Here is a 17802-nt window from a genome sequence, read left to right as displayed (position 1 = left end):
TGTACGGGATCGAGTCCCATACACCGTACAAGGAGCTCTTGCCATGACGGCGCCGACCGCCGACCAACCCTCCAGCGGAGCCACCGCCCGCACCGGAGGCCACCCGCAGCGCTGGCTGATCCTCGGCGTCATCTGCCTGGCCCAGCTCACCGTGCTGCTCGACAACACCGTCCTGAGCGTGGCGATCCCCTCGCTCACCACGGAGCTGGACGCGTCCACCGCCGACATCCAGTGGATGATCAATGCGTACAGCCTCGTCCAGTCCGGACTCCTCCTCACGGCCGGCAACATGGCCGACCGCTACGGCCGCAAGAAGCTGCTCGCCCTCGGCCTCGCCCTCTTCGGCATCGGGTCGCTGTGTGCCGGACTCGCCCAGTCCAGCGGCCAGTTGATCGCCGCACGCGCCGGCATGGGCATCGGCGGCGCGCTGCTCATGACCACCACGCTCGCCGTCGTGATGCAGATCTTCGACGAGAGCGAGCGCGTCAAGGCCATCGCCCTGTGGGCCACGGTCGGCTCGCTCGGCTTCGTCTGCGGCCCGCTCGTCGGCGGCTTCATCCTGGAGCACTACTGGTGGGGCGCGATCTTCCTGATCAACATCCCCGTCGCCCTGATCGGCCTCGCCGCCGTCATCAAACTGGTGCCCGAGTCCAAGAATCCGCAGGGCGACAAGCCCGACCTCATGGGCGCCCTGCTCTCCACCATCGGTATGTCCTCGGTGGTCTTCGCGATCATCTCCGGGCCGGAGCACGGCTGGTTCTCCGCGCAGGTCGGCATCTCCGCCCTGGTGGGTGTGGTGTTCCTGGGCGCCTTCGCGCTCTACGAGCTGCGCATCCCGTATCCGATGCTGGACATGCACTTCTTCCAGAACCCGAAGTTCATCGGCGCGGTCTCCGGTTCGCTGCTCGTGGTCTTCGGCATGGGCGGTTCGCTCTTCCTGCTCACCCAGCACCTCCAGTTCGTCCTCGGATACGAGCCGTTGGAGGCCGGTCTGCGGATGGCGCCCCTCGCGCTCACCGTGGTCGCGCTCAATGTCACCGGGATCGGGCCGAAGTTCCTGATGAAGCTCGGGGTGCCGAAGACCGTGCTGCTCGGCATGACGGTGGTCGCGCTCGGTCTCGCCTCCATCGCGCTCCTCGGCGGCGGCACCGACGGCAGCTACTGGGGCATGCTCCTCGGCCTGGTGCTCTTCGGCATCGGTCTCGCGGTCGCCCAGCCCGCGATGGCCAACGCGATCATGAGCGCCATCCCGGCCGAGAAGGCCGGCGTGGGCGCGGGCATCAACGGCACGCTCGCCGAGTTCGGCAACGGTCTCGGCGTGGCCGTACTCGGCGCGGTGCTCAACGCCCGCTTCGCGGCCCTCGTAGCCGTCACCGCCTCCTCGCTGCCGGCCGCCCTCGCGGCGGCGAAGACGGCGGGCGAGCGGGCCGAGATCCAGGACGCCTTCGCCTCCGGCCTGCAGACCAGCCAGCTGGTCGGCGCGATCGCCGTGTTCCTCGGCGGTCTGCTCGCGGCGGCTCTCCTTCGCCGGGCCGAGCTCGCGGTTCCGGCCGCGGTGCCGGCGCAGGGCGAGGCCGTGGAGCCCGACAAGGCGGGCAAGACCGACGACGCCGCACCTACGGCGAGCTAAGTAGCATCGGGTACGGCGGGCCGGACCACACCGTTCCGGCCCGCCGCACCCACCCTCGTAACGCTTCACGGACGAACAAGAAGGTGCGCCATGGTCAGGGCAGCCGAGCGGGCGAAGCGCCCTGCGACCTCCAGCATCTGGCTGGACAGCGACCGGGCCCGCCGGCAGCGCAAGGACGGCCAGCCGGCCGGCCTCGACCGCGACAAGATCGTGGAGACCTCGATGCGGATGCTGGACGCGGAGGGGCTCCAGAAGTTCTCCATGCGCAAGCTGGCCGCCGAGCTGAACGTCACCGCGATGTCCCTCTACTGGTACGTGGACACCAAGGACGACATCCTCGAGCTCGCCCTCGACGCGGTCTGGGACGAGATCGAGGTGCCGGACCCGGACCGCCCGATCGTCTGGCGCGAGGACCTGCGGGCGCTCTCCGATTCGTACCGGGCCATGCTGGTGCGCCACACCTGGGCCGCGGCGATCTTCAACACGTATCTGAACATCGGCCCGAACGCGCTCCGGGTCTCCCGGGCCATCCACGACATCGCGATGGCCACCGGTCTGACGCCCGCGGGGCAGGCGGGCGCGATCACCGCGGTCTTCCAGTTCGTGTACGGCTTCGCCACCACCATGGGCAACTTCCAGCGCCGCTGCGACGAGTCCGGCATCAGCCAGGACGAGTACTACGAGCAGGCGATGAACGCCTTCCGCAGCGACCCGGAACTGGACGCCGTCATGGAGCGCTCCAGGCCCATCATCGAGGCCCGGGGCGGCACGAGCGTCGCGGAGATGTGGGAGCGGGACTTCGCGTTCGGCCTCGACGTGCTGATCGCGGGGATCGAGGCGATGGTGGCGCGCGCCGAGCAGTGACCGCGCGGGCCCTCTTCTCGTGCGCTCCTACGCGAGCCGCGCGGGGAACCCGCCCGTCGCCACCGGTCCCCACCGCTCGGGCGTGACCCGGATGATCGACTTGCCCTGCTTGACCATGGCCTCCCGGTACTCCGCCCAGTCCGGGTGCTCGCCGGAGATGTTGCGGAAGTACTCGACGAGCGGCTCCACGGAGTCGGGGGAGTCGAGCACCTCGGCGGTCCCGTCGATCTGCACCCAGGGGCCGTCCCACTTGTCGCTGAGCACGACCACGCTGACGCGCGCGTCCCGCTTGGCGTTCCGCGTCTTCGCACGCTCCGGATACGTGGACATGACGATCCGGCCCGAGTCGTCCACACCGCAGGTCAGCGGCGAGGCCTGCGGACCGCCGTCCCGGCGGCGCGTGAGCAGCAGCGCCCGGTGCCGCGGGCGCACGAACTCCAGCAACTGGTCGAGATCGACAGGGGTGTTGGTCGCGATGCTTCTGGCCATACGGCCACCTTACGAGCCCTGGGCCGGCTCTTCCCGTACGACCGGAACCTCTTCGCGTACGAGCTGAATGTCGAGCTCCACCTGCAGCGTCGCCCCGATCGCCGCGACCCCGGCCTGCACGATCTGGTTGTAGTGCATCGCGAAGTCCTCGCGGTGCAGGGTGGCCGTCGCGCGGAAGCCGGCCCGCACCCCTCCCCACGGGTCGCTGCTCGTGCCCGAGTAGGTGAGTTCCAGGGGGACTTCGCGCACGATGCCGCGCAGCGCGAGCGTGCCGTGCACCGTCCACTTGCCGGGCGCGGTCTCGCGTACCGACGTACCCCGGTAGACCAGCGACGGGTGGCTGTCCACGTCGAGGAAGTCGGCGGAGCGCAGGTGCTTGTCGCGCAGCGCGTTGCCGGTGTCGATGGAGGCGGCGGCCAGCGTGGCCTCGACCGTCGAGGAGACGGTGTCGGGGGCGATCTGCACGGTGCCGGAGAAGTCCGTGAACCGGCCGCGCACGCTGGAGATCCCCAGGTGCTGCGCCACGGCGGCCACCGTGGAGTGCGCCGGATCGATGGTCCAGCGCCCCGGCGGCGGGAGCGCGGCCCCGCCCTGCCGCACCAGCGTCACCGTGCCGAGTTCAGCCCGTCCGCTCGCGGTGACCAGGGCGGTCGCGGCGTGCGGCGCGTAGCCCACGGCCGTGACGATCGCCGTGTACGGCCCCGGCCGCAGCGCCTCCTCGGTCCGTACGACCCCGTCCGCGTCCGCGCCGGCGCGCAGCACCTGCTCGCCGCGCATGTCCGTCAGCGTCACCACCGCGTGCTCCACCGCCCAGCCGTCGCCGGTCCGGATCCGCGCCGTCAGTCCCACAGCCAACTCCCCTTGCACACATGCCTGTCCGGCACGAAAACGATCGGGGCCCGGCGGGCCGTCCCCTGCCCGCCGGGCCCCCTTCCCTGCCCGCCCCCCGGACACCGCCTCCGCTCGGAGCGGCACCCGGGGCACGTGGGTCTATCTCCGGCCTTCCGGCCTTCCGGCCTTCCGGCCTTCCGGCCTTCCGGCCTTCCGGCCTTCCGGCCTTCCGGCCATTCGACCTGTCGGCCGCGAACTACTCGTCCGGGTGGGCGAGTTCGATGTCCTGGCCGTCGATGCCGCGGCCCGCGACGGTCAGCGCCATCGCGGCCGGCGGGTAGCCGGTGGCCATCAGCGTGTACTCGCCGCCGTCCAGATCGGCGAAGGCGTACGCCCCGTCCTCGCCGGTCGTCGCGGTCGCGACCACGTTGCCCGCGCCGTCCACGAGCGTCACCCGCGCGTCCTTGAGCGGACCGCCGCCGGCGAGCACCGTGCCGCTGACGCGCGCCCCGGAGTGCAGCGCGACCTCGACCTGCGTGACGCCCTGGCCCGCGACCTCGACGGGGAGCGCGACGGGCCGGTGCCCGGGCGCGTTCACCGCGACGGTCACGGCGCCCGGCACGAGCTCGGCGAAGGTGAACTCGCCCTGCTCACCGCTGAGTCCGGTGGCCAGCACGTCCCCGCGCACATCGGTCACCACGACCATGGCGCCGGCGACGGGCTCGCCGCCCTCGGCGGCCAGGACGACTCCGCTGAGCCCGCTCGTCCCGCTGAGCAGCAGGTCGTAGGCAAGCGGTCCGTCCCCCACCACGACGGTGGCGGCCTGCGGCTGGAAGCCGTCGGCGGAGGCGATCAGGACGTACGAGCCGGGGCCCGGGGCGTCCACGCTGTACGCGCCGTCGGCCTGCGCGATCGTCCGGCCGAGCTGCCGTCCCGCGAGCGAGATCAGCGTGACGGCGGCGCGCGGTACGGGGGCCTGGTCGGCGGTGCGGACGATGCCGCGTACCGCAGTGCCCTCGGACTTCACGGGCTCCGCGGCGGCGTCCGCCACCACGGCCACCTCGGCCGGGGCCTCGGCTGCGACGGGACCGGCGACGGGAGCGGTGACGGCCGAGGGAGCATCGGTGTCCGAACCGGCCGCGGCGGCGGCCGCGTTGGCGGTCCGCAGCGGGACCTCCTTGATGAACAGCGTGATCAGGAAGGCGAGCAGCGCGGCCGGAGCGGCGTACAGGAAGACATCGGCGACACCGTGGCCGTACGCGACCTCCATGACGGTACGGATCGGCGCGGGCAGCTCGTCCAGGTTCGGGATCGCACCGCCGCCCGTACCGCCGTGGCCGAGGGCCGCGCCCTTCGGGCCGAGCTCGGTCAGACCGTCCTTCACGTAGTCCGTCACGCGCGTGGCCATCACCGCGCCGAGCGCCGAGACACCGATCGCACCGCCGAGGGAGCGGAAGAAGGTGACGACGGACGAGGCCGCACCGAGGTCGCTCGGGTCGACCTGGTTCTGGGTGCAGAGCACGAGGTTCTGCATCATCATGCCGATGCCGAGCCCCATCAGGCCCATGTAGACGGCGAGATGCCAGTACGGGGTGTCGTACCGCATCGTGCCGAGCAGGCCGAGTCCGGCCGTCACGAGGACGCCGCCGCTGACCAGCCAGCCCTTCCACTTGCCGGTCTTGGTGATGATCTGGCCCGAGACGGTGGAGGAGATGAACAGGCCGCCGATCATCGGGATCGTCATGATCCCGGACATCGTCGGGGACTTGTCCCGCGCGAGCTGGAAGTACTGGCTGAAGAACACCGTGCCGCTGAACATCGCCACACCCACGAACAGCGACGCGAGCGAGGCCAGGGTGATGGTGCGGTTGCGGAACAGGCGCAGCGGGATGATCGGCTCGCTGGCCTTGGTCTCGGTGAACAGGAAGAGCGCGATGAGGACGGCCGAGCCGCCGGTCATCGCCGCGGTCTGCCAGGAGGCCCAGTCGTACTTGTCGCCCGCGAAGGTCACCCACACGAGCAGCAGCGAGACGGCCGCCGAGATCAGGAAGGCACCGGTCCAGTCGACCTTCACCTTGCGCTTGGTGACCGGCAGCTTCAGCGTCTTCTGGAGCACGATCAGCGCGATGACGGCGAACGGGACGCCGACGTAGAAGCACCAGCGCCAGCCCCAGTGGTCGGTGATCACACCGCCGAGCAGCGGGCCGCCGACGGTGGCCACGGCGAAGGTGGCGCCCAGGTAGCCGCTGTAACGGCCGCGCTCGCGCGGCGCGATCATCGCGGCCATCACGATCTGGGCGAGCGCGGACAGACCGCCGACGCCGATGCCCTGCACGACGCGGCAGGCGATCAGCATCCCGGCGCTGGTGGACAGACCGGCGACGACGGATCCCGCCACGTACACGACGAGCGATATCTGGACGAGCAGCTTCTTGCTGAACAGGTCGGCGAGCTTGCCCCACAGGGGCGTGGTGGCCGTCATGGCCAGCAGGGAGGCGGTGACGACCCAGGTGTACGCGGACTGGCCGCCGCCGAGGTCGGAGATGATCTCCGGCAGGGCGTTGGAGACGATCGTGGACGACAGGATCGCCACGAACATGCCGAGCAGCAGGCCGGAGAGCGCCTCCATGATCTGGCGGTGCGTCATCGGGGCGCCGTCGCCGGACGGCTGGCCTCCGTGCTTGGCATGGCTGCCCCGCACACCGGTGGGTGTGGTCGTTGCCATGGAAGTCCTTCTCTTTGTGCTTTGTTGCGGGGGGATGGGTCGGTACGGGGTGGGGCGGGGCCTACGAGGCCCGTGCCCGTGTGGCCCGTATGGCCTGTGTGACCTGTGCGGCCTCAGGCCTGAGCCGGCAACGGCGGCGGCTCGGGGAGGGGCGACGGATCGGCGAGCCGCGAGGGCTCGGCGACCGGCGGGGGCGCGGCCAGGTCCTGGAACCGCGGCGTGCTCCCCCGGCACACGCCGAAGCTGTCGTGCAGCTTGGCCAGCAGGGCGTTCAGCTGTCCCAGTTCCTCGTCGGACCAGCCGCTGAGGCAGTGCGCGAGCGCCTGCGTGTAGCGCTCGCCGAGCTCCAGGAGGCGCTGCTTTCCCGCGGGCGTGAGCCGCAGGATGCGTGAGCGGCGGTCGCCCGGATCGGGATCGCGGTCGATCCAGCCGCGCTCGGCTCCGTGCGCCACATGCCGGCTGGTCACCGACATGTCGATGGCGAGCAGCTCGGCCAGCCGGCTCATCCGCATCTCGCCGTGCCGGTCGAGCACGGTGAGGACGGCGGCGGAGGCGGGCGGGCAGTCGGCCGGCAGCACACGGGCGAGGTCCCGCTTGACCGCGTTGACGGCGCTCAGCTGTCGCGCGAGCTCCTCGTAGCGCTCCCGCTCGGCCACTGGACACCCCCGGGGATCTTCTTCTTGCGGAACGTTCGGAGCCACTCAGGGCTTTTGTTGCTTAGGGCAACGATAGAAGCGGTTGGTTGCCGCAGGCAAATTAAAAAGGGGCGAAGGCCCTTAAATTCCTGGCAATGGTCCGGCAAAGCGGCGGGATCGTGAGGAGCGGGCGCCGGGACGGTGTGCGGCGCGGGGCCGGGGGTTGGGCGAAACCGGCGACTTCGCTAGGGTCCTGCCCCATGGCACACAACCCCCACGCGCCCCAGGGTCCCGAGAGCCACGACCCCGCGGGGAGCACGCAGATGTTCCGCGCCTTCGTCGACGAGGGCGGCCCGGCCCGCGGCGCGCAGCCGGCGGCTTCGGCGGGACCGCGTATCGGTCTGATCGTCGGCGTCATCGCGGCCGTCGCGATCGTCGCGGCGGTGGCCTGGCTGGCGCTCGCCTGACGAAGCCTTGCGCGGGCGCCGGTGAGGACCGGCGCCTGGCCGGGGAGGTACGAGCGCGGCCAGGACGCACGAGCGCGGTCAGGACGTACGAGCCCGGCCTGCGCAGCCCGATGCCCGGCTGGCGAAGGCGTGACGGTGCCTGGGTTCAGGCACTTGCCGTCGCTCCCTCGCCGCCTACTGCCACTTCACCGAGACGTCCTGCGTCTCGATCCGCATGCCCAGCGGTACGCGCCACGCCTCCACGCACACCGTCCAGGTCTGCGTCTTCTTCGCCCCTGCGGCGATCGGCGCGGCCACCTTCTCCGTGGACTTGATCGTGGCCCAGTCCACACCGAGCGCGCCGATGATGTGCGTCCCGAAGGTCACCTCGGCTGAACGCACCGCGCTGCCACCGGTGTTGTGGAAGGTCACGCTGACCTTCTCGCACCAGCGCCGGTCGGTCGCCTTCCGTACCGGCTCGCCGAGGACCTTGAGCACCGCGGGCCCGGCCGGCGCCCCGGTACCCGGCGCGGCACCCGAACTCCCCGACGTACCACCGGAGTCGGACCCGCCACCGCCGGACCCGCCGGACGTACCCGACCCGCCGGACCCACCCGCGGCTCCCGACGTACCGGTACCGGAACCGGCGCTCCCGCCCGGCGACTCCCCCTCCGAGCCGCCCGGCTCCGCGCCGGATCCCGAACCACCGCCCGAGCCGCCAGAACCACCCGAGCCGCCCGCGCCTCCGGACGCCGACCCCGGCCCTGACCCGCCCTTGCCGGAGTCCGCGCCGTCCTTCCCCTGCGCACCGGAGGAGGGCGTCCCCTCCGCGCCCTTCTCACCGTCGAGCGGTACGAACTCCACGTCCTCCGTGGGCTGCACCGGCTCGACCCGCTCGCTCGGGCCGGACCCCGCCGCGCCCACCGCCACGTACCCGTCATCCGACGTGCCGGAGCCGCACGCGGCGAGCAGGGTGCCGAGGCAGACCACGGCAGCGGAAGCCGCGACGGCCATGCCGCGGCGCTGACGACGGAAGGGACTCCTGGCGCTCATCGCGCCAGTGTGGCTGACGGTGCGTCAATTAGGAACCCCGGGATGCCCGCAATGAGGCATCGCGTCAACAAGTGAGACCACCCGGGGCGCCCAGGGGGGAGCTCCAACCAGCCGGCCCCGTAAGGGACTTACGGGACGTACGGGCCGTCAGTCCGCGATGAGGCCCTCACGCAGCTGCGCCAGCGTCCGCGTGAGCAGCCGCGAGACATGCATCTGCGAGATGCCCACCTCTTCGCCGATCTGCGACTGCGTCATGTTCGCGAAGAAGCGCAGCATGATGATCCGGCGCTCGCGCGGCGGCAGCTTTGCGAGCAGCGGCTTCAGCGACTCGCGGTACTCCACGCCTTCGAGCGCGGTGTCCTCGTAGCCGAGCCGGTCCGCGAGCGAGCCCTCGCCGCCGTCGTCCTCCATGGCGGGGGAGTCGAGCGAGGAGGCGGTGTACGCGTTGCCCACCGCGAGGCCGTCGACGACGTCCTCCTCCGATACGCCGAGCACCGCGGCGAGTTCGGGCACGGTCGGCGAGCGGTCGAGCTTCTGGGCGAGCTCGTCGCTGGCCTTGGTCAGGGCCAGGCGCAGCTCCTGGAGTCTGCGCGGCACCCGCACCGACCAGGAGGTGTCACGGAAGAAGCGCTTGATCTCGCCGACGACGGTCGGCATCGCGAACGTCGGGAATTCCACGCCCCGTTCGCAGTCGAAGCGGTCGATCGCCTTGATCAGGCCGATGGTGCCGACCTGGACGATGTCCTCCATCGGCTCATTGCGACTGCGGAAGCGGGCGGCCGCGTAGCGCACCAGCGGCAGGTTCAACTCGATGAGCGTGTCGCGTACATACGCGCGCTCCGGGCTGTCCTCGTCGAGCGTGGCGAGCCGCAGGAAGAGAGAGCGGGACAGGGTGCGGGTGTCGATGACCTCGGGCCGTGCGTCGAGCGGGACTTCTGCGCGGTCGAGCACATCGGCTGCGGCGGTCGTGCTGCGCGTGAGCACCTTCGAGCTGCCCTGTTCTGCGGACATGCCACCCCCTCATGGGTCGCGGACGGTCGCGGCCGGCGCTCCCGTCTTCAAGGAACGCAGCCACACCCTGAATACCGGTCGTGAGGCTGCGGCAAACGCGGTTCCAGCAGAATGTCACATGTCGGCAACACGCTGTAGTGACTTGTCGACAAGTTACGGCTGGATCTGCGCAGGTAAGGGGGGTTCTGCGGCTTTTCGCGGGCTCAAGTGAGCCCAAAAGAGCGTTACTCGATCCAGCTACGCTTCGATCCTGTTTGCGGATCGCAGTCGCGCAAAGCTCCGGGCGAGGAGCCTTGACACATGCATCTGGGATACGCCCAGTTCGGCGCTGATCTGCGACTGCGTGAGGTTGCTGTAGTAACGGAGCAGCAGGATGCGCTGTTCGCGTTCGGGCAGTTGAACCAGCAGGTGCCGGACGAGGTCGCGGTGCTCCACGCCGTCGAGCGCGGGGTCCTCGTAGCCGAGCCGGTCGAGCAGTCCGGGCAGCCCGTCGCCCTCCTGCGCCGCCTCCAGTGAAGTGGCGTGGTACGAACGCCCGGCCTCGATACAGGCGAGCACCTCGTCCTCGGTGATGCGCAGCCGCTCGGCGATCTCGGCCGTGGTCGGCGAACGCCCGAAGGAGGTCGTCAGATCCTCGGTCGCGCTGGTCACCTGCACCCACAGCTCGTGCAGCCGGCGCGGCACGTGCACGGTGCGCACGTTGTCGCGGAAGTACCGCTTGATCTCGCCGACCACCGTGGGCATCGCGAACGTCGGGAACTGCACGCCGCGGTCCGGGTCGAACCGGTCGATGGCGTTGATGAGCCCGATCGTGCCGACCTGGACCACGTCCTCCATCGGCTCGTTGCGGCTGCGGAAGCGCGCGGCCGCGTACCGGACCAGCGGGAGGTTGGCCTCGATCAGCGCGGCGCGTACGCGGCCGTGCTCGGCGGTCCCGGGGGACAGCTGCTTGAGCTGGCCGAACAGCACTTGGGTCAGGGCCCTGGTGTCCGCCGTGCGCTTCTTCGCGGGAGACAGGGGGCGTTCGTCGCCGTCCACGGCACTGGCCGGGGTGTCCTGGGGCGGCACTTGGGGAGCAGTACTGGCCGGCACGGTCAACGCCACCCCTTATCGATGCAACCGATCAACATTTCGCAAAAGCGGTCATAGCATCACAAGACATGTGCACTGTGTGCAAGCACCGGATAACGCCGTGTTGAGGGCAAGTTGGGACGTAAACCTAAAAATGCCCCCACGTTCGAGTGGAGGGCGGTGTGCCCGGGCTGACTTTCGCCGGGCGTTTCGCGGGGTCTTCCCGGCCGTCTAGTTCACGAGCTCCGACATGAAGTCCCCCACGCCCTGGGCGGCGTCGGAGATGCCCTCGAAGCCCACCTGGACGAGGTCGGCGGCGCGCTCCGGAGACGTGATGATCGTGTACAGCACGAAGACGACGACCATGTAGAGCGCGACCTTCTTCGCTTGCACCACGTACGGCCTCCCCGTGCCTGTCTCCTTCGTGCAGTCGGGTGAGTCTATCCAGGGCGTACGGGCGCTCGTGCAGGAGTCCGCACGGCGAAAACGTGAAGGGTTCGGCGGGGTTGCGAGCCCGCGTCCCCGACCCCCGTACGGCGAGAGCCCCGGCTCCGTGAAGGCGCCGGGGCTCTCGCTCCGTTTGGGCGGGGGAAGCGGCATCGGGGGGACAAGCCGCTTCCCCCGGCGAGGACCTGGCTCATCAGCCCACGCCGCAGTCAGGGGGGAAGCTCGCGGCGTGGACCCCGCAGTGGAGCCGGGTCCCGGTGCCCTGCGGATTCCTGCCAGATCCGCCGGGCGCACGACCAATCCTGCTCCTGTCCCGGGCGGCCGCGGCACGGCAAAGGGCCTGGCTTGGCGGGCCTTAGGTCCTTAAAGGCCGTGTCAGGCTGTGAACCGCCTCGCCGGGGCTCTGCGCGCAGGCGCGCCGAAAGCCCACAGGCCCTGCGGCCGGCGTACGGGGTACGCCGGCCGCAGGGCCTCGTCGGAACGCCGTCGAGCTGCCGGTCAGTTCAGGGTGGTGTACGTGTTCCAGCCGCCGCCGAGCCTGAACGGAGCGGTGAACTGGCCGCTGCCGTTGGAGGTGTAGCGGTAGAGGCTGCCGTCACGGGCGACGCCGAGGAGGTCGGCCTTGCCGTCTCCGTTGATGTCGCCGGGTGCGACCAGCTTCGTGTACGTGTTCCAGCCGTTGCCGACGGGGAACGGCGCCAGGAACGGGCGGTACTTGTCGCCCGTGCCCCGGTACATGTACAGCGTGCCCCCTGAGTTGCGGCTCAGCAGGTCGGCGCGGCCGTCACCGGTGAAGTCACCGGCACCGACGATCACGGTGTACGTGTTCCAGCCGCCGCCGATCTTGATGCGCGAGCCGAAGCCGCTGCCCGTACCGGTGCCCGGGTGCAGGTACAGGTATCCCGAGCGGTCCCGGGCCAGGAGGTCGCCCTTGCCGTCGCCGGTCAGGTCGCCGGGGCCGACGGTCACGTTGTAACTGCCCCAGCTGCTGCTGATCTTCGGGACGCTGTCCGTCGAATAGCTGTAGTTGTACAGCTCGCTGCCGTACACCTCGAGCAGGTCGACGAGGGTGTTCTCGTTGAGCGAGGACACGTACAGCGGCTTGGCGCCCTTCCAGCCGCCGGGGTCGCTCATCTGGGTGCGCGGCGTGAGGGTGCCGTTGTTCAGCGACCAGTAGGACCAGAGCGTGCCCTTGGTGTCGAGGCCGAGGACGTCGTTCTTGCCGAAGTCGGGATTGCCGCCGGCGCCGGCGATGAGCGACGCCACGTTGAGACCGGAGCCGCCCGCGGTGCGCGGTGCGAGCTCGCCTCCGTTGCCGGAGGCGAGGTAGACGTAGACGTCACCGTTCACGGCGCGGCCGATCAGATCACCGCGGCCGTCCCCGTTGAGGTCGTCGACGCCGACGACCTGGTTGTAGATCTTCCAGCCGTGGCCGGCCTTGACGGCCTTCTTGAACGGCGCGGCCGCGGAGCCGGTGCCCTCGTAGAAGTACAGGTCGCCGGAGACGGTCCGTCCGTAGAGGTCGGCGATGCCGTCCGCGGTGACATCGTTCGCCCCGATGAGCTGGTCGTACATGGTCCAGCCGTTGCCGACCTTCACCCGTGCGGCGAACGGGGCCGAGGCCGTGTTGCCGGTGGCCGCGTACAGGTACAGCTCGCCCGCGGGCGTACGGGCCACCAGGTCGGCCCGGCCGTCGCCGGTCAGGTCGCCAGGTGAGAGGACCTTGTTGTAGATCTGCCAGCCCTTGCCGGTCCATGACGCGGAGCCGGCCCCGGCTGCGGAGCCGCCGGGGTGGAAGGAGAGCGACCCGTAGGGCGACAGGCTCAGGAGGTCGGCGACCCCGTCGCCGGTCTGGTCGCCGACCGGGACGATGTCCTTGTGCGCGGACGGAACCCGCCCGGGAAGGTCGAACGGCCTGCTCTCCGTCGCGCTGCTGGGTTCGATGTACAGCTCGGCGTCGTACGTCCGGTAGAGGAGGTCCGAGACTCCGTCACCGTCGAAGTCCGCACGCGCCTGCGCCGTGCCGGCTGCGGCGGCCCTGGCCGGCCGGGAGGCGGGCTTCGGGAGTGCCAGGTCCGGCAGTTGGGCCTTTGCGGAGGCGGGCCGTTCGGTGACGGTGCGGTCGGGTGCCGGGGTGTCGGCGGTGGCCGGGGCGGCCAGCAGCATGCCGGCCGAGAGAACCAGAGCGGTGCAGGCCGCGATCCGGCGCGCGCTGCTCCCTCGCGCGGGCGCGGACAGCGCAGGTTCCACAGAAGACAAAGCCCCCCCAGGGGTAAGAAAGTGGTGGAACCGGGTCGAAGAGATTCACAAATGCGCCACACGCATGGTGAATTGGTGCCCGGAGTGGGGTGACTCTACCGCTGAGGCGCGTGAGGCTGAAGTGGTGAACCAGGATTGACCTGCGCACTTACGGCCGATGCCCTCGACGCGGCTCGTGAAGGTTGTCGGATCACGCAAGAAGGCCCGGTCCATATGGACCGGGCCTTCTGTCAGCGGTAGCGGAGGGATTTGAACCCTCGGTGACTTGCGCCACACTCGCTTTCGAGGCGAGCTCCTTCGGCCGCTCGGACACGCTACCGAGAGAGAGCTTAGCCCAAAGGAGCCCGTGCTCTGAAATCCGTATCGATCAGGACGTGGTGAGCTGGCCCACAGCCGGCCCGCCGGCGCCGGTGACCCGCGTGAACTGGGGCTCAGCGGTCCCGGAAGAAGCGCGTGAGGCGACGCGAGCACTCCTCCTCCAGGACGCCCGCGATCACCTCCGGGCGGTGGTTGAGGCGCCGGTCGCGGACGAGGTCCCACAGGGAGCCCGCCGCGCCGGCCTTCTCGTCGCGCGCGCCGTAGACGACCCGGGCGATACGGGACTGCACCAGCGCGCCCGCGCACATCACGCACGGTTCGAGCGTGACGACGAGGGTGCAGCCGGGCAGCCGCCACTCCCCGAGCTTCGCCGCGGCCCGGCGCAGCGCCAGGATCTCGGCGTGGGCCGTGGGGTCGCCGGTGACCTCGCGTTCGTTGTGCCCGGCGGCGAGGAGCTCGCCCTCCGGGGACAGGACGAGCGCGCCGACGGGCACGTCCCCGCCCCGGAGGGCCAGACCGGCCTCCTCCAGGGCGCGCTCCATCGGCGCCCGCCAGCGGTCGCGTACAGGGTCGGTGCTGTTCAAGACATCGGGTGCGGTGTCGTGCGTACGGGGATCAGCGCACCGTCTCCAGGACTTCCGAGGCGCCGAGTGCCTCGGCGATCTCGCTCAGGGCGTCGGTGCGCAGGGACAGGAGCTCCTTCTCGGGCAGGCCCAGGTCCTCCAGGATCCGGGTGTCGCCCAGCGGGCCCGAGGGCACGGAGTCGGACGGGGCGTCGGCGTCGGCCTCCGCCTCGTCCTCGTACGCACCGGACTCGCCGTCCTCGGTGCCGTCGAGGTCGGTGAGCTCCTCCAGGTCGTCCTCCTCGCCCGTGCCGGGCTCGCGGCCGAGCAGTTCGTCGGTGAGCAGGATCTCGCCGTAGCTGCTGCGGGAGGCCGCGGCGGCATCCGAGACGTAGATCCTCGGGTCCTCCTCGCCGTCCACGCGGACGACGCCGAACCACACATCTTCCTGCTCGATGAAGACCAGCACCGTGTCGTCGGCGTCACCGGACGCGGCTTCCAGGGCCAGTTCTGTCAGATCCGACAGGGTCTCCACATCGTCGAGCTCCGTGTCGCTCGCTTCCCACCCGTCTTCGGTGCGCGCGAGCAGTGCGGCGAAGTACACCGTGACTCTCCCACTGGTCTGAGGCGTGCCGGTCGGGGGTCCCCCCGGCGGAGTCTGGCGGACGGAGTGCTTTTCCTGCCCGCCCACTCGGAATCGTGGCAGAAACGACGGCTTCGCGAGAGGTCTTCGGCCCGCTGTGTCTGCGGCGAGCCGTGGTTGTGATCTACGGCACGGGGTGAGTGGGGCCGCCGCTACCAGCGGAACGTGCGCATGCGCATCGCCTGGCGCATGCGGGCCGCCCGGGCGCGCCGCGGCTTGACGCGGTCGCGCAGCTCCTGGGCCTCGTGGCGCTCGCGCAGGAACTGGGCGCGGCGCCTGCGGCGCTCCGCGTCGGTCTCGGTCTCCTGCTGCGGTTCGTTCTGCTGCATGGGCCGCACCACCTCCGGTCGGTCGAAAGGCAGGCCCTTGCCCCTGCAGTTTCCCTCGTACGGCGGGTTTGATGCGAACGCTCACGGGTGCGGTACCGAACGCGAGCGCGAGCCGGGCCCTGTTTGCCCCGGTAATCTGAGGGCGGGTCGCTGCCGCGGCCTCGCCCGTCGCCGTACCGGCGCGGGCCCGCAGTGAGGACCCCGACCGGAGCTCTGGAGGCTCTTGTGCGCCTGCACGTCGTCGACCACCCCCTGGTCGCGCACAAACTCACCACGCTGCGCGACAAGCGCACCGACTCGCCGACCTTCCGCCGGCTCGCCGACGAGCTCGTGACGCTGCTCGCGTACGAGGCCACGCGGGACGTGCGCACCGAGCAGGTCGACATCGAGACGCCCGTGGGCCCGACGACCGGGGTCAAGCTCTCCTACCCGCGCCCGCTGGTCGTGCCGATCCTGCGCGCCGGGCTCGGCATGCTCGACGGCATGGTGCGTCTGCTGCCGACCGCCGAGGTGGGCTTCCTGGGCATGGTGCGCAACGAGGAGACGCTCGAGGCCTCCACGTACGCCACGCGCATGCCGGAGGACCTGTCGGGGCGGCAGGTGTACGTCGTGGACCCGATGCTCGCCACCGGCGGCACCCTGGTCGCGGCGATCAAGGAGCTGATCAAGCGCGGCGCCGACGACGTCACCGCCGTGGTGCTGCTCGCGGCGCCCGAGGGCGTCGAGGTGATGGAGCGCGAGCTGGCCGGCACCCCGGTGACGGTGCTGACCGCCGCCGTCGACGAGCGGCTCAACGAGGTCGGCTACATCGTGCCGGGCCTCGGTGACGCGGGCGACCGGATGTACGGGACGGCTGAGTAGGTCAGTCGCTCTCGCGAGAAGACATGCGCGGGAAGACATGACGGAGGGGCCGCCGGTGATCCGGCGGCCCCTCCGTCATGTGGTGGGCGATGTCCGTCGAGGCGGTCAGCAGCCCTTCGGCTTCTGCGGCGCCGGGGCCGGCTTCGTCAGGGCGTCCAGCGCCTTCGCCGCGTCCTCCTTGGTCGCGAGGGACTTGAAGCCCGCGCCGAGGATGAGGTCGATGTCCGCGGTCTTGCGGGTGTCCGTCTGCGTCTCGGCGCCCGCGACCTGCGTGCCGAGGACGACCATCCCCTTGGTGAGCGTGGACTTGGGGCCGAGCAGTATCGCTTCGCCCTTGACCTTCTTGTCGAACTTCTTCTCCGCGTTGCCCACCTTGCCGACGGTGAAGCCGCGCTTCTTGAGCTCGTCCGCCGTCTCCTTGGCGAGACCGCCGCGCGGCGTCGCGTTGAAGACGTTGACCTGTACGTCCGCCGGCTCGGGCAGCACCATCGGGGGCTTCTTCGGCTTCGACGGCGCCGAGGGGGCCGGCTTGCAGTCCGGCTCCGGCTTGTTGGCGGCGACGGTGCGCTCGCCCCGGTCGCTCTTCTCGCCGGAGAAGACACCGATCAACTCGATGGTTCCGTACGTGAGAAGCCCGAGGACGGCGACGCAGGCGAAGACCGCGAGCACGATCCGGCGGCGCCGCCGGTTGCGGCGCATTCGCGGGTACTTGTCCCCCGTGATGCGGTATTCGCCGCCCATGCCGGGGGGAGTGAGCATGCTCATGGGCGCAGCGTAATGCCGGGTGTGGGGTCTGCCTACTAAATGATCAATGGGTGGCGGGCGAACCCAACCCGAAAGGGTCAATGCCGACTTGGGGCCTTGCGCCCCGGGGGTCAGCCCAGTTCGAGAACGCGCGCGTGCAGCACCTGGCGCTGCTGGAGGGCGGCGCGGACGGCGCGGTGCAGGCCGTCCTCCAGGTAGAGGTCGCCCTGCCACTTCACGACGTGGGCGAAGAGGTCGCCGTAGAAGGTGGAGTCCTCGGCGAGCAGGGTCTCCAGGTCCAGCTGGCCCTTGGTGGTCACCAGCTGATCGAGGCGGACCGGGCGCGGCGCGACGTCCGCCCACTGCCGGGTGCTTTCCCGGCCGTGGTCGGGGTACGGCCGGCCGTTTCCGATGCGCTTGAAGATCACACGGAAAGCCTACCGGGCAGGGGGCTCCGGGCGCAGCCATGGCGACGGAGTGCGAGGCTGGGAAATGACGCCCCAAACCGGGGCATACCGGGAACAGTCAAACCGGGAACAGGGGCCTGAAATGAGCGAGAGCGAGCCGATGGCGCCCGAGGGCGCGGACCAGCCCGACGCCACCGCGGCCCCGGCGGCCGGCACCGATCCGGCCGCGGCACCTGCCCCCGCGCCCGCCCCGGGCCCCGCCCCCGGCTCCGCCCCGGCTCCGGCTCCCGCACCTCCGGGCCCCGCCACGCACCCCGCCCCGCAGCCCGAGCCGGCGCCCGAGCCCGCCCCGGCCCCCGCGCCCCCGGGCCCGGCGGCAACGCCCTCCGCGTCCACGGACCCGGCAGCGACCCCGGCCGCACCCACCGAGCCCACTGAGCCCGCCGCACCCCCCGCCCCACCCGCAGGCCCCGCCC

Annotated in this window: 19 protein-coding genes and 1 tRNA gene; 5 read left to right on the top strand and 15 right to left on the bottom strand. The window is 70.8% G+C overall.

The features are described 5' to 3' along the window. Positions 1-43 precede the first annotated feature (43 nt). Positions 44-1630: an MFS transporter gene (locus BLT97_RS25520; RefSeq protein ID WP_093614154.1), complete on the top strand. Its 1587-nt coding sequence runs from the start codon at positions 44-46 to the stop codon at positions 1628-1630. Between the two features lie 90 nt (positions 1631-1720). Further along, positions 1721-2494 carry a TetR/AcrR family transcriptional regulator gene (locus BLT97_RS25515; RefSeq protein ID WP_093614152.1) on the top strand — a complete coding sequence of 258 codons (774 nt, stop codon included), beginning with the start codon at positions 1721-1723 and terminating at the stop codon, positions 2492-2494. Between the two features lie 27 nt (positions 2495-2521). Here BLT97_RS25515 and BLT97_RS25510 read toward each other — a convergent pair whose 3' ends face one another. From BLT97_RS25510 to BLT97_RS25495, 4 genes are all read right to left on the bottom strand, one after another. Next, complete coding sequence (locus BLT97_RS25510; RefSeq protein ID WP_093614150.1) at positions 2522-2983, bottom strand: PPOX class F420-dependent oxidoreductase; 462 nt, start codon at positions 2981-2983, stop codon at positions 2522-2524. 9 nt (positions 2984-2992) lie between these two features. After that, entirely contained in the window at positions 2993-3832 is an 840-nt protein-coding gene (locus BLT97_RS25505; protein WP_093614148.1) for a YceI family protein, read from the bottom strand. 238 nt (positions 3833-4070) lie between these two features. Continuing rightward, entirely contained in the window at positions 4071-6461 is a 2391-nt protein-coding gene (locus BLT97_RS25500) for an MFS transporter (RefSeq protein WP_483883503.1), read from the bottom strand. A gap of 191 nt (positions 6462-6652) precedes the next feature. Then, complete coding sequence (locus BLT97_RS25495) at positions 6653-7195, bottom strand: MarR family winged helix-turn-helix transcriptional regulator (RefSeq protein ID WP_093614144.1); 543 nt, start codon at positions 7193-7195, stop codon at positions 6653-6655. 239 nt (positions 7196-7434) lie between these two features. Here BLT97_RS25495 and BLT97_RS25490 point away from each other — a divergent pair, with 239 nt between their 5' ends. Beyond that, positions 7435-7641, top strand: coding sequence for a hypothetical protein (locus tag BLT97_RS25490; protein ID WP_093614142.1), 207 nt, complete (start codon positions 7435-7437; stop codon positions 7639-7641). 174 nt (positions 7642-7815) lie between these two features. Here BLT97_RS25490 and BLT97_RS25485 read toward each other — a convergent pair whose 3' ends face one another. The 9 genes from BLT97_RS25485 to BLT97_RS38005 all read right to left on the bottom strand — a co-directional run bounded on the left by BLT97_RS25485 (position 7816) and on the right by BLT97_RS38005 (position 15314). Further along, complete coding sequence (locus BLT97_RS25485; RefSeq protein ID WP_245769542.1) at positions 7816-8673, bottom strand: hypothetical protein; 858 nt, start codon at positions 8671-8673, stop codon at positions 7816-7818. Positions 8674-8820: 147 nt separating this feature from the next. Then, positions 8821-9684 (bottom strand): RNA polymerase sigma factor SigF, encoded by an 864-nt coding sequence (locus BLT97_RS25480; RefSeq protein ID WP_093614138.1) that lies wholly within the window; start codon positions 9682-9684, stop codon positions 8821-8823. 237 nt (positions 9685-9921) lie between these two features. Further along, on the bottom strand, positions 9922-10776 hold the full coding sequence (locus BLT97_RS25475) for an RNA polymerase sigma factor SigF (RefSeq protein ID WP_093614452.1): 855 nt from the start codon (positions 10774-10776) through the stop codon (positions 9922-9924). A gap of 210 nt (positions 10777-10986) precedes the next feature. Continuing rightward, positions 10987-11151 (bottom strand): hypothetical protein, encoded by a 165-nt coding sequence (locus BLT97_RS38010; protein WP_165335433.1) that lies wholly within the window; start codon positions 11149-11151, stop codon positions 10987-10989. 549 nt (positions 11152-11700) lie between these two features. Next, positions 11701-13368 (bottom strand): FG-GAP repeat domain-containing protein, encoded by a 1668-nt coding sequence (locus BLT97_RS25470; protein WP_093614136.1) that lies wholly within the window; start codon positions 13366-13368, stop codon positions 11701-11703. 327 nt (positions 13369-13695) lie between these two features. Further along, a tRNA-Ser gene (locus BLT97_RS25465) sits at positions 13696-13780 on the bottom strand. Between the two features lie 112 nt (positions 13781-13892). Next, positions 13893-14321: a tRNA adenosine(34) deaminase TadA gene (gene tadA / locus BLT97_RS25460; protein ID WP_093614134.1), complete on the bottom strand. Its 429-nt coding sequence runs from the start codon at positions 14319-14321 to the stop codon at positions 13893-13895. A 73-nt stretch (positions 14322-14394) separates the two neighbouring features. Next, on the bottom strand, positions 14395-14946 hold the full coding sequence (locus tag BLT97_RS25455) for a tRNA adenosine deaminase-associated protein (protein ID WP_093614132.1): 552 nt from the start codon (positions 14944-14946) through the stop codon (positions 14395-14397). Between the two features lie 191 nt (positions 14947-15137). Beyond that, a complete protein-coding gene (locus BLT97_RS38005) occupies positions 15138-15314 on the bottom strand; it encodes a hypothetical protein (RefSeq protein ID WP_176953891.1) in 177 nt (58 codons plus the stop codon). A gap of 225 nt (positions 15315-15539) precedes the next feature. Between BLT97_RS38005 and upp the strand changes: the two genes are divergently transcribed. Then, on the top strand, positions 15540-16175 hold the full coding sequence (upp, locus tag BLT97_RS25450) for a uracil phosphoribosyltransferase (RefSeq protein WP_093614130.1): 636 nt from the start codon (positions 15540-15542) through the stop codon (positions 16173-16175). Positions 16176-16280: 105 nt separating this feature from the next. Here the strand turns inward: upp and BLT97_RS25445 are convergent, their stop codons facing one another. Further along, positions 16281-16940 carry a LytR C-terminal domain-containing protein gene (locus BLT97_RS25445; RefSeq protein ID WP_093614128.1) on the bottom strand — a complete coding sequence of 220 codons (660 nt, stop codon included), beginning with the start codon at positions 16938-16940 and terminating at the stop codon, positions 16281-16283. 110 nt (positions 16941-17050) lie between these two features. Next, complete coding sequence (locus tag BLT97_RS25440; protein ID WP_003955420.1) at positions 17051-17347, bottom strand: type II toxin-antitoxin system VapB family antitoxin; 297 nt, start codon at positions 17345-17347, stop codon at positions 17051-17053. A 121-nt stretch (positions 17348-17468) separates the two neighbouring features. On the opposite strand from BLT97_RS25440, the gene BLT97_RS38305 reads away from it, so the two are divergent. Further along, positions 17469-17802, top strand: a 334-nt coding sequence (locus BLT97_RS38305; protein ID WP_218137324.1) for a hypothetical protein, incomplete at its 3' end; no start/stop codon positions are given.

This window comes from Streptomyces indicus (genome assembly GCF_900100315.1).
GTDB classification, from domain to species: Bacteria; Actinomycetota; Actinomycetes; order Streptomycetales; family Streptomycetaceae; genus Streptomyces; species Streptomyces indicus.
The sequence above is the reverse complement of the archived record's forward strand: the minus strand, read 5'-3'. Positions and strand labels throughout refer to the sequence as shown.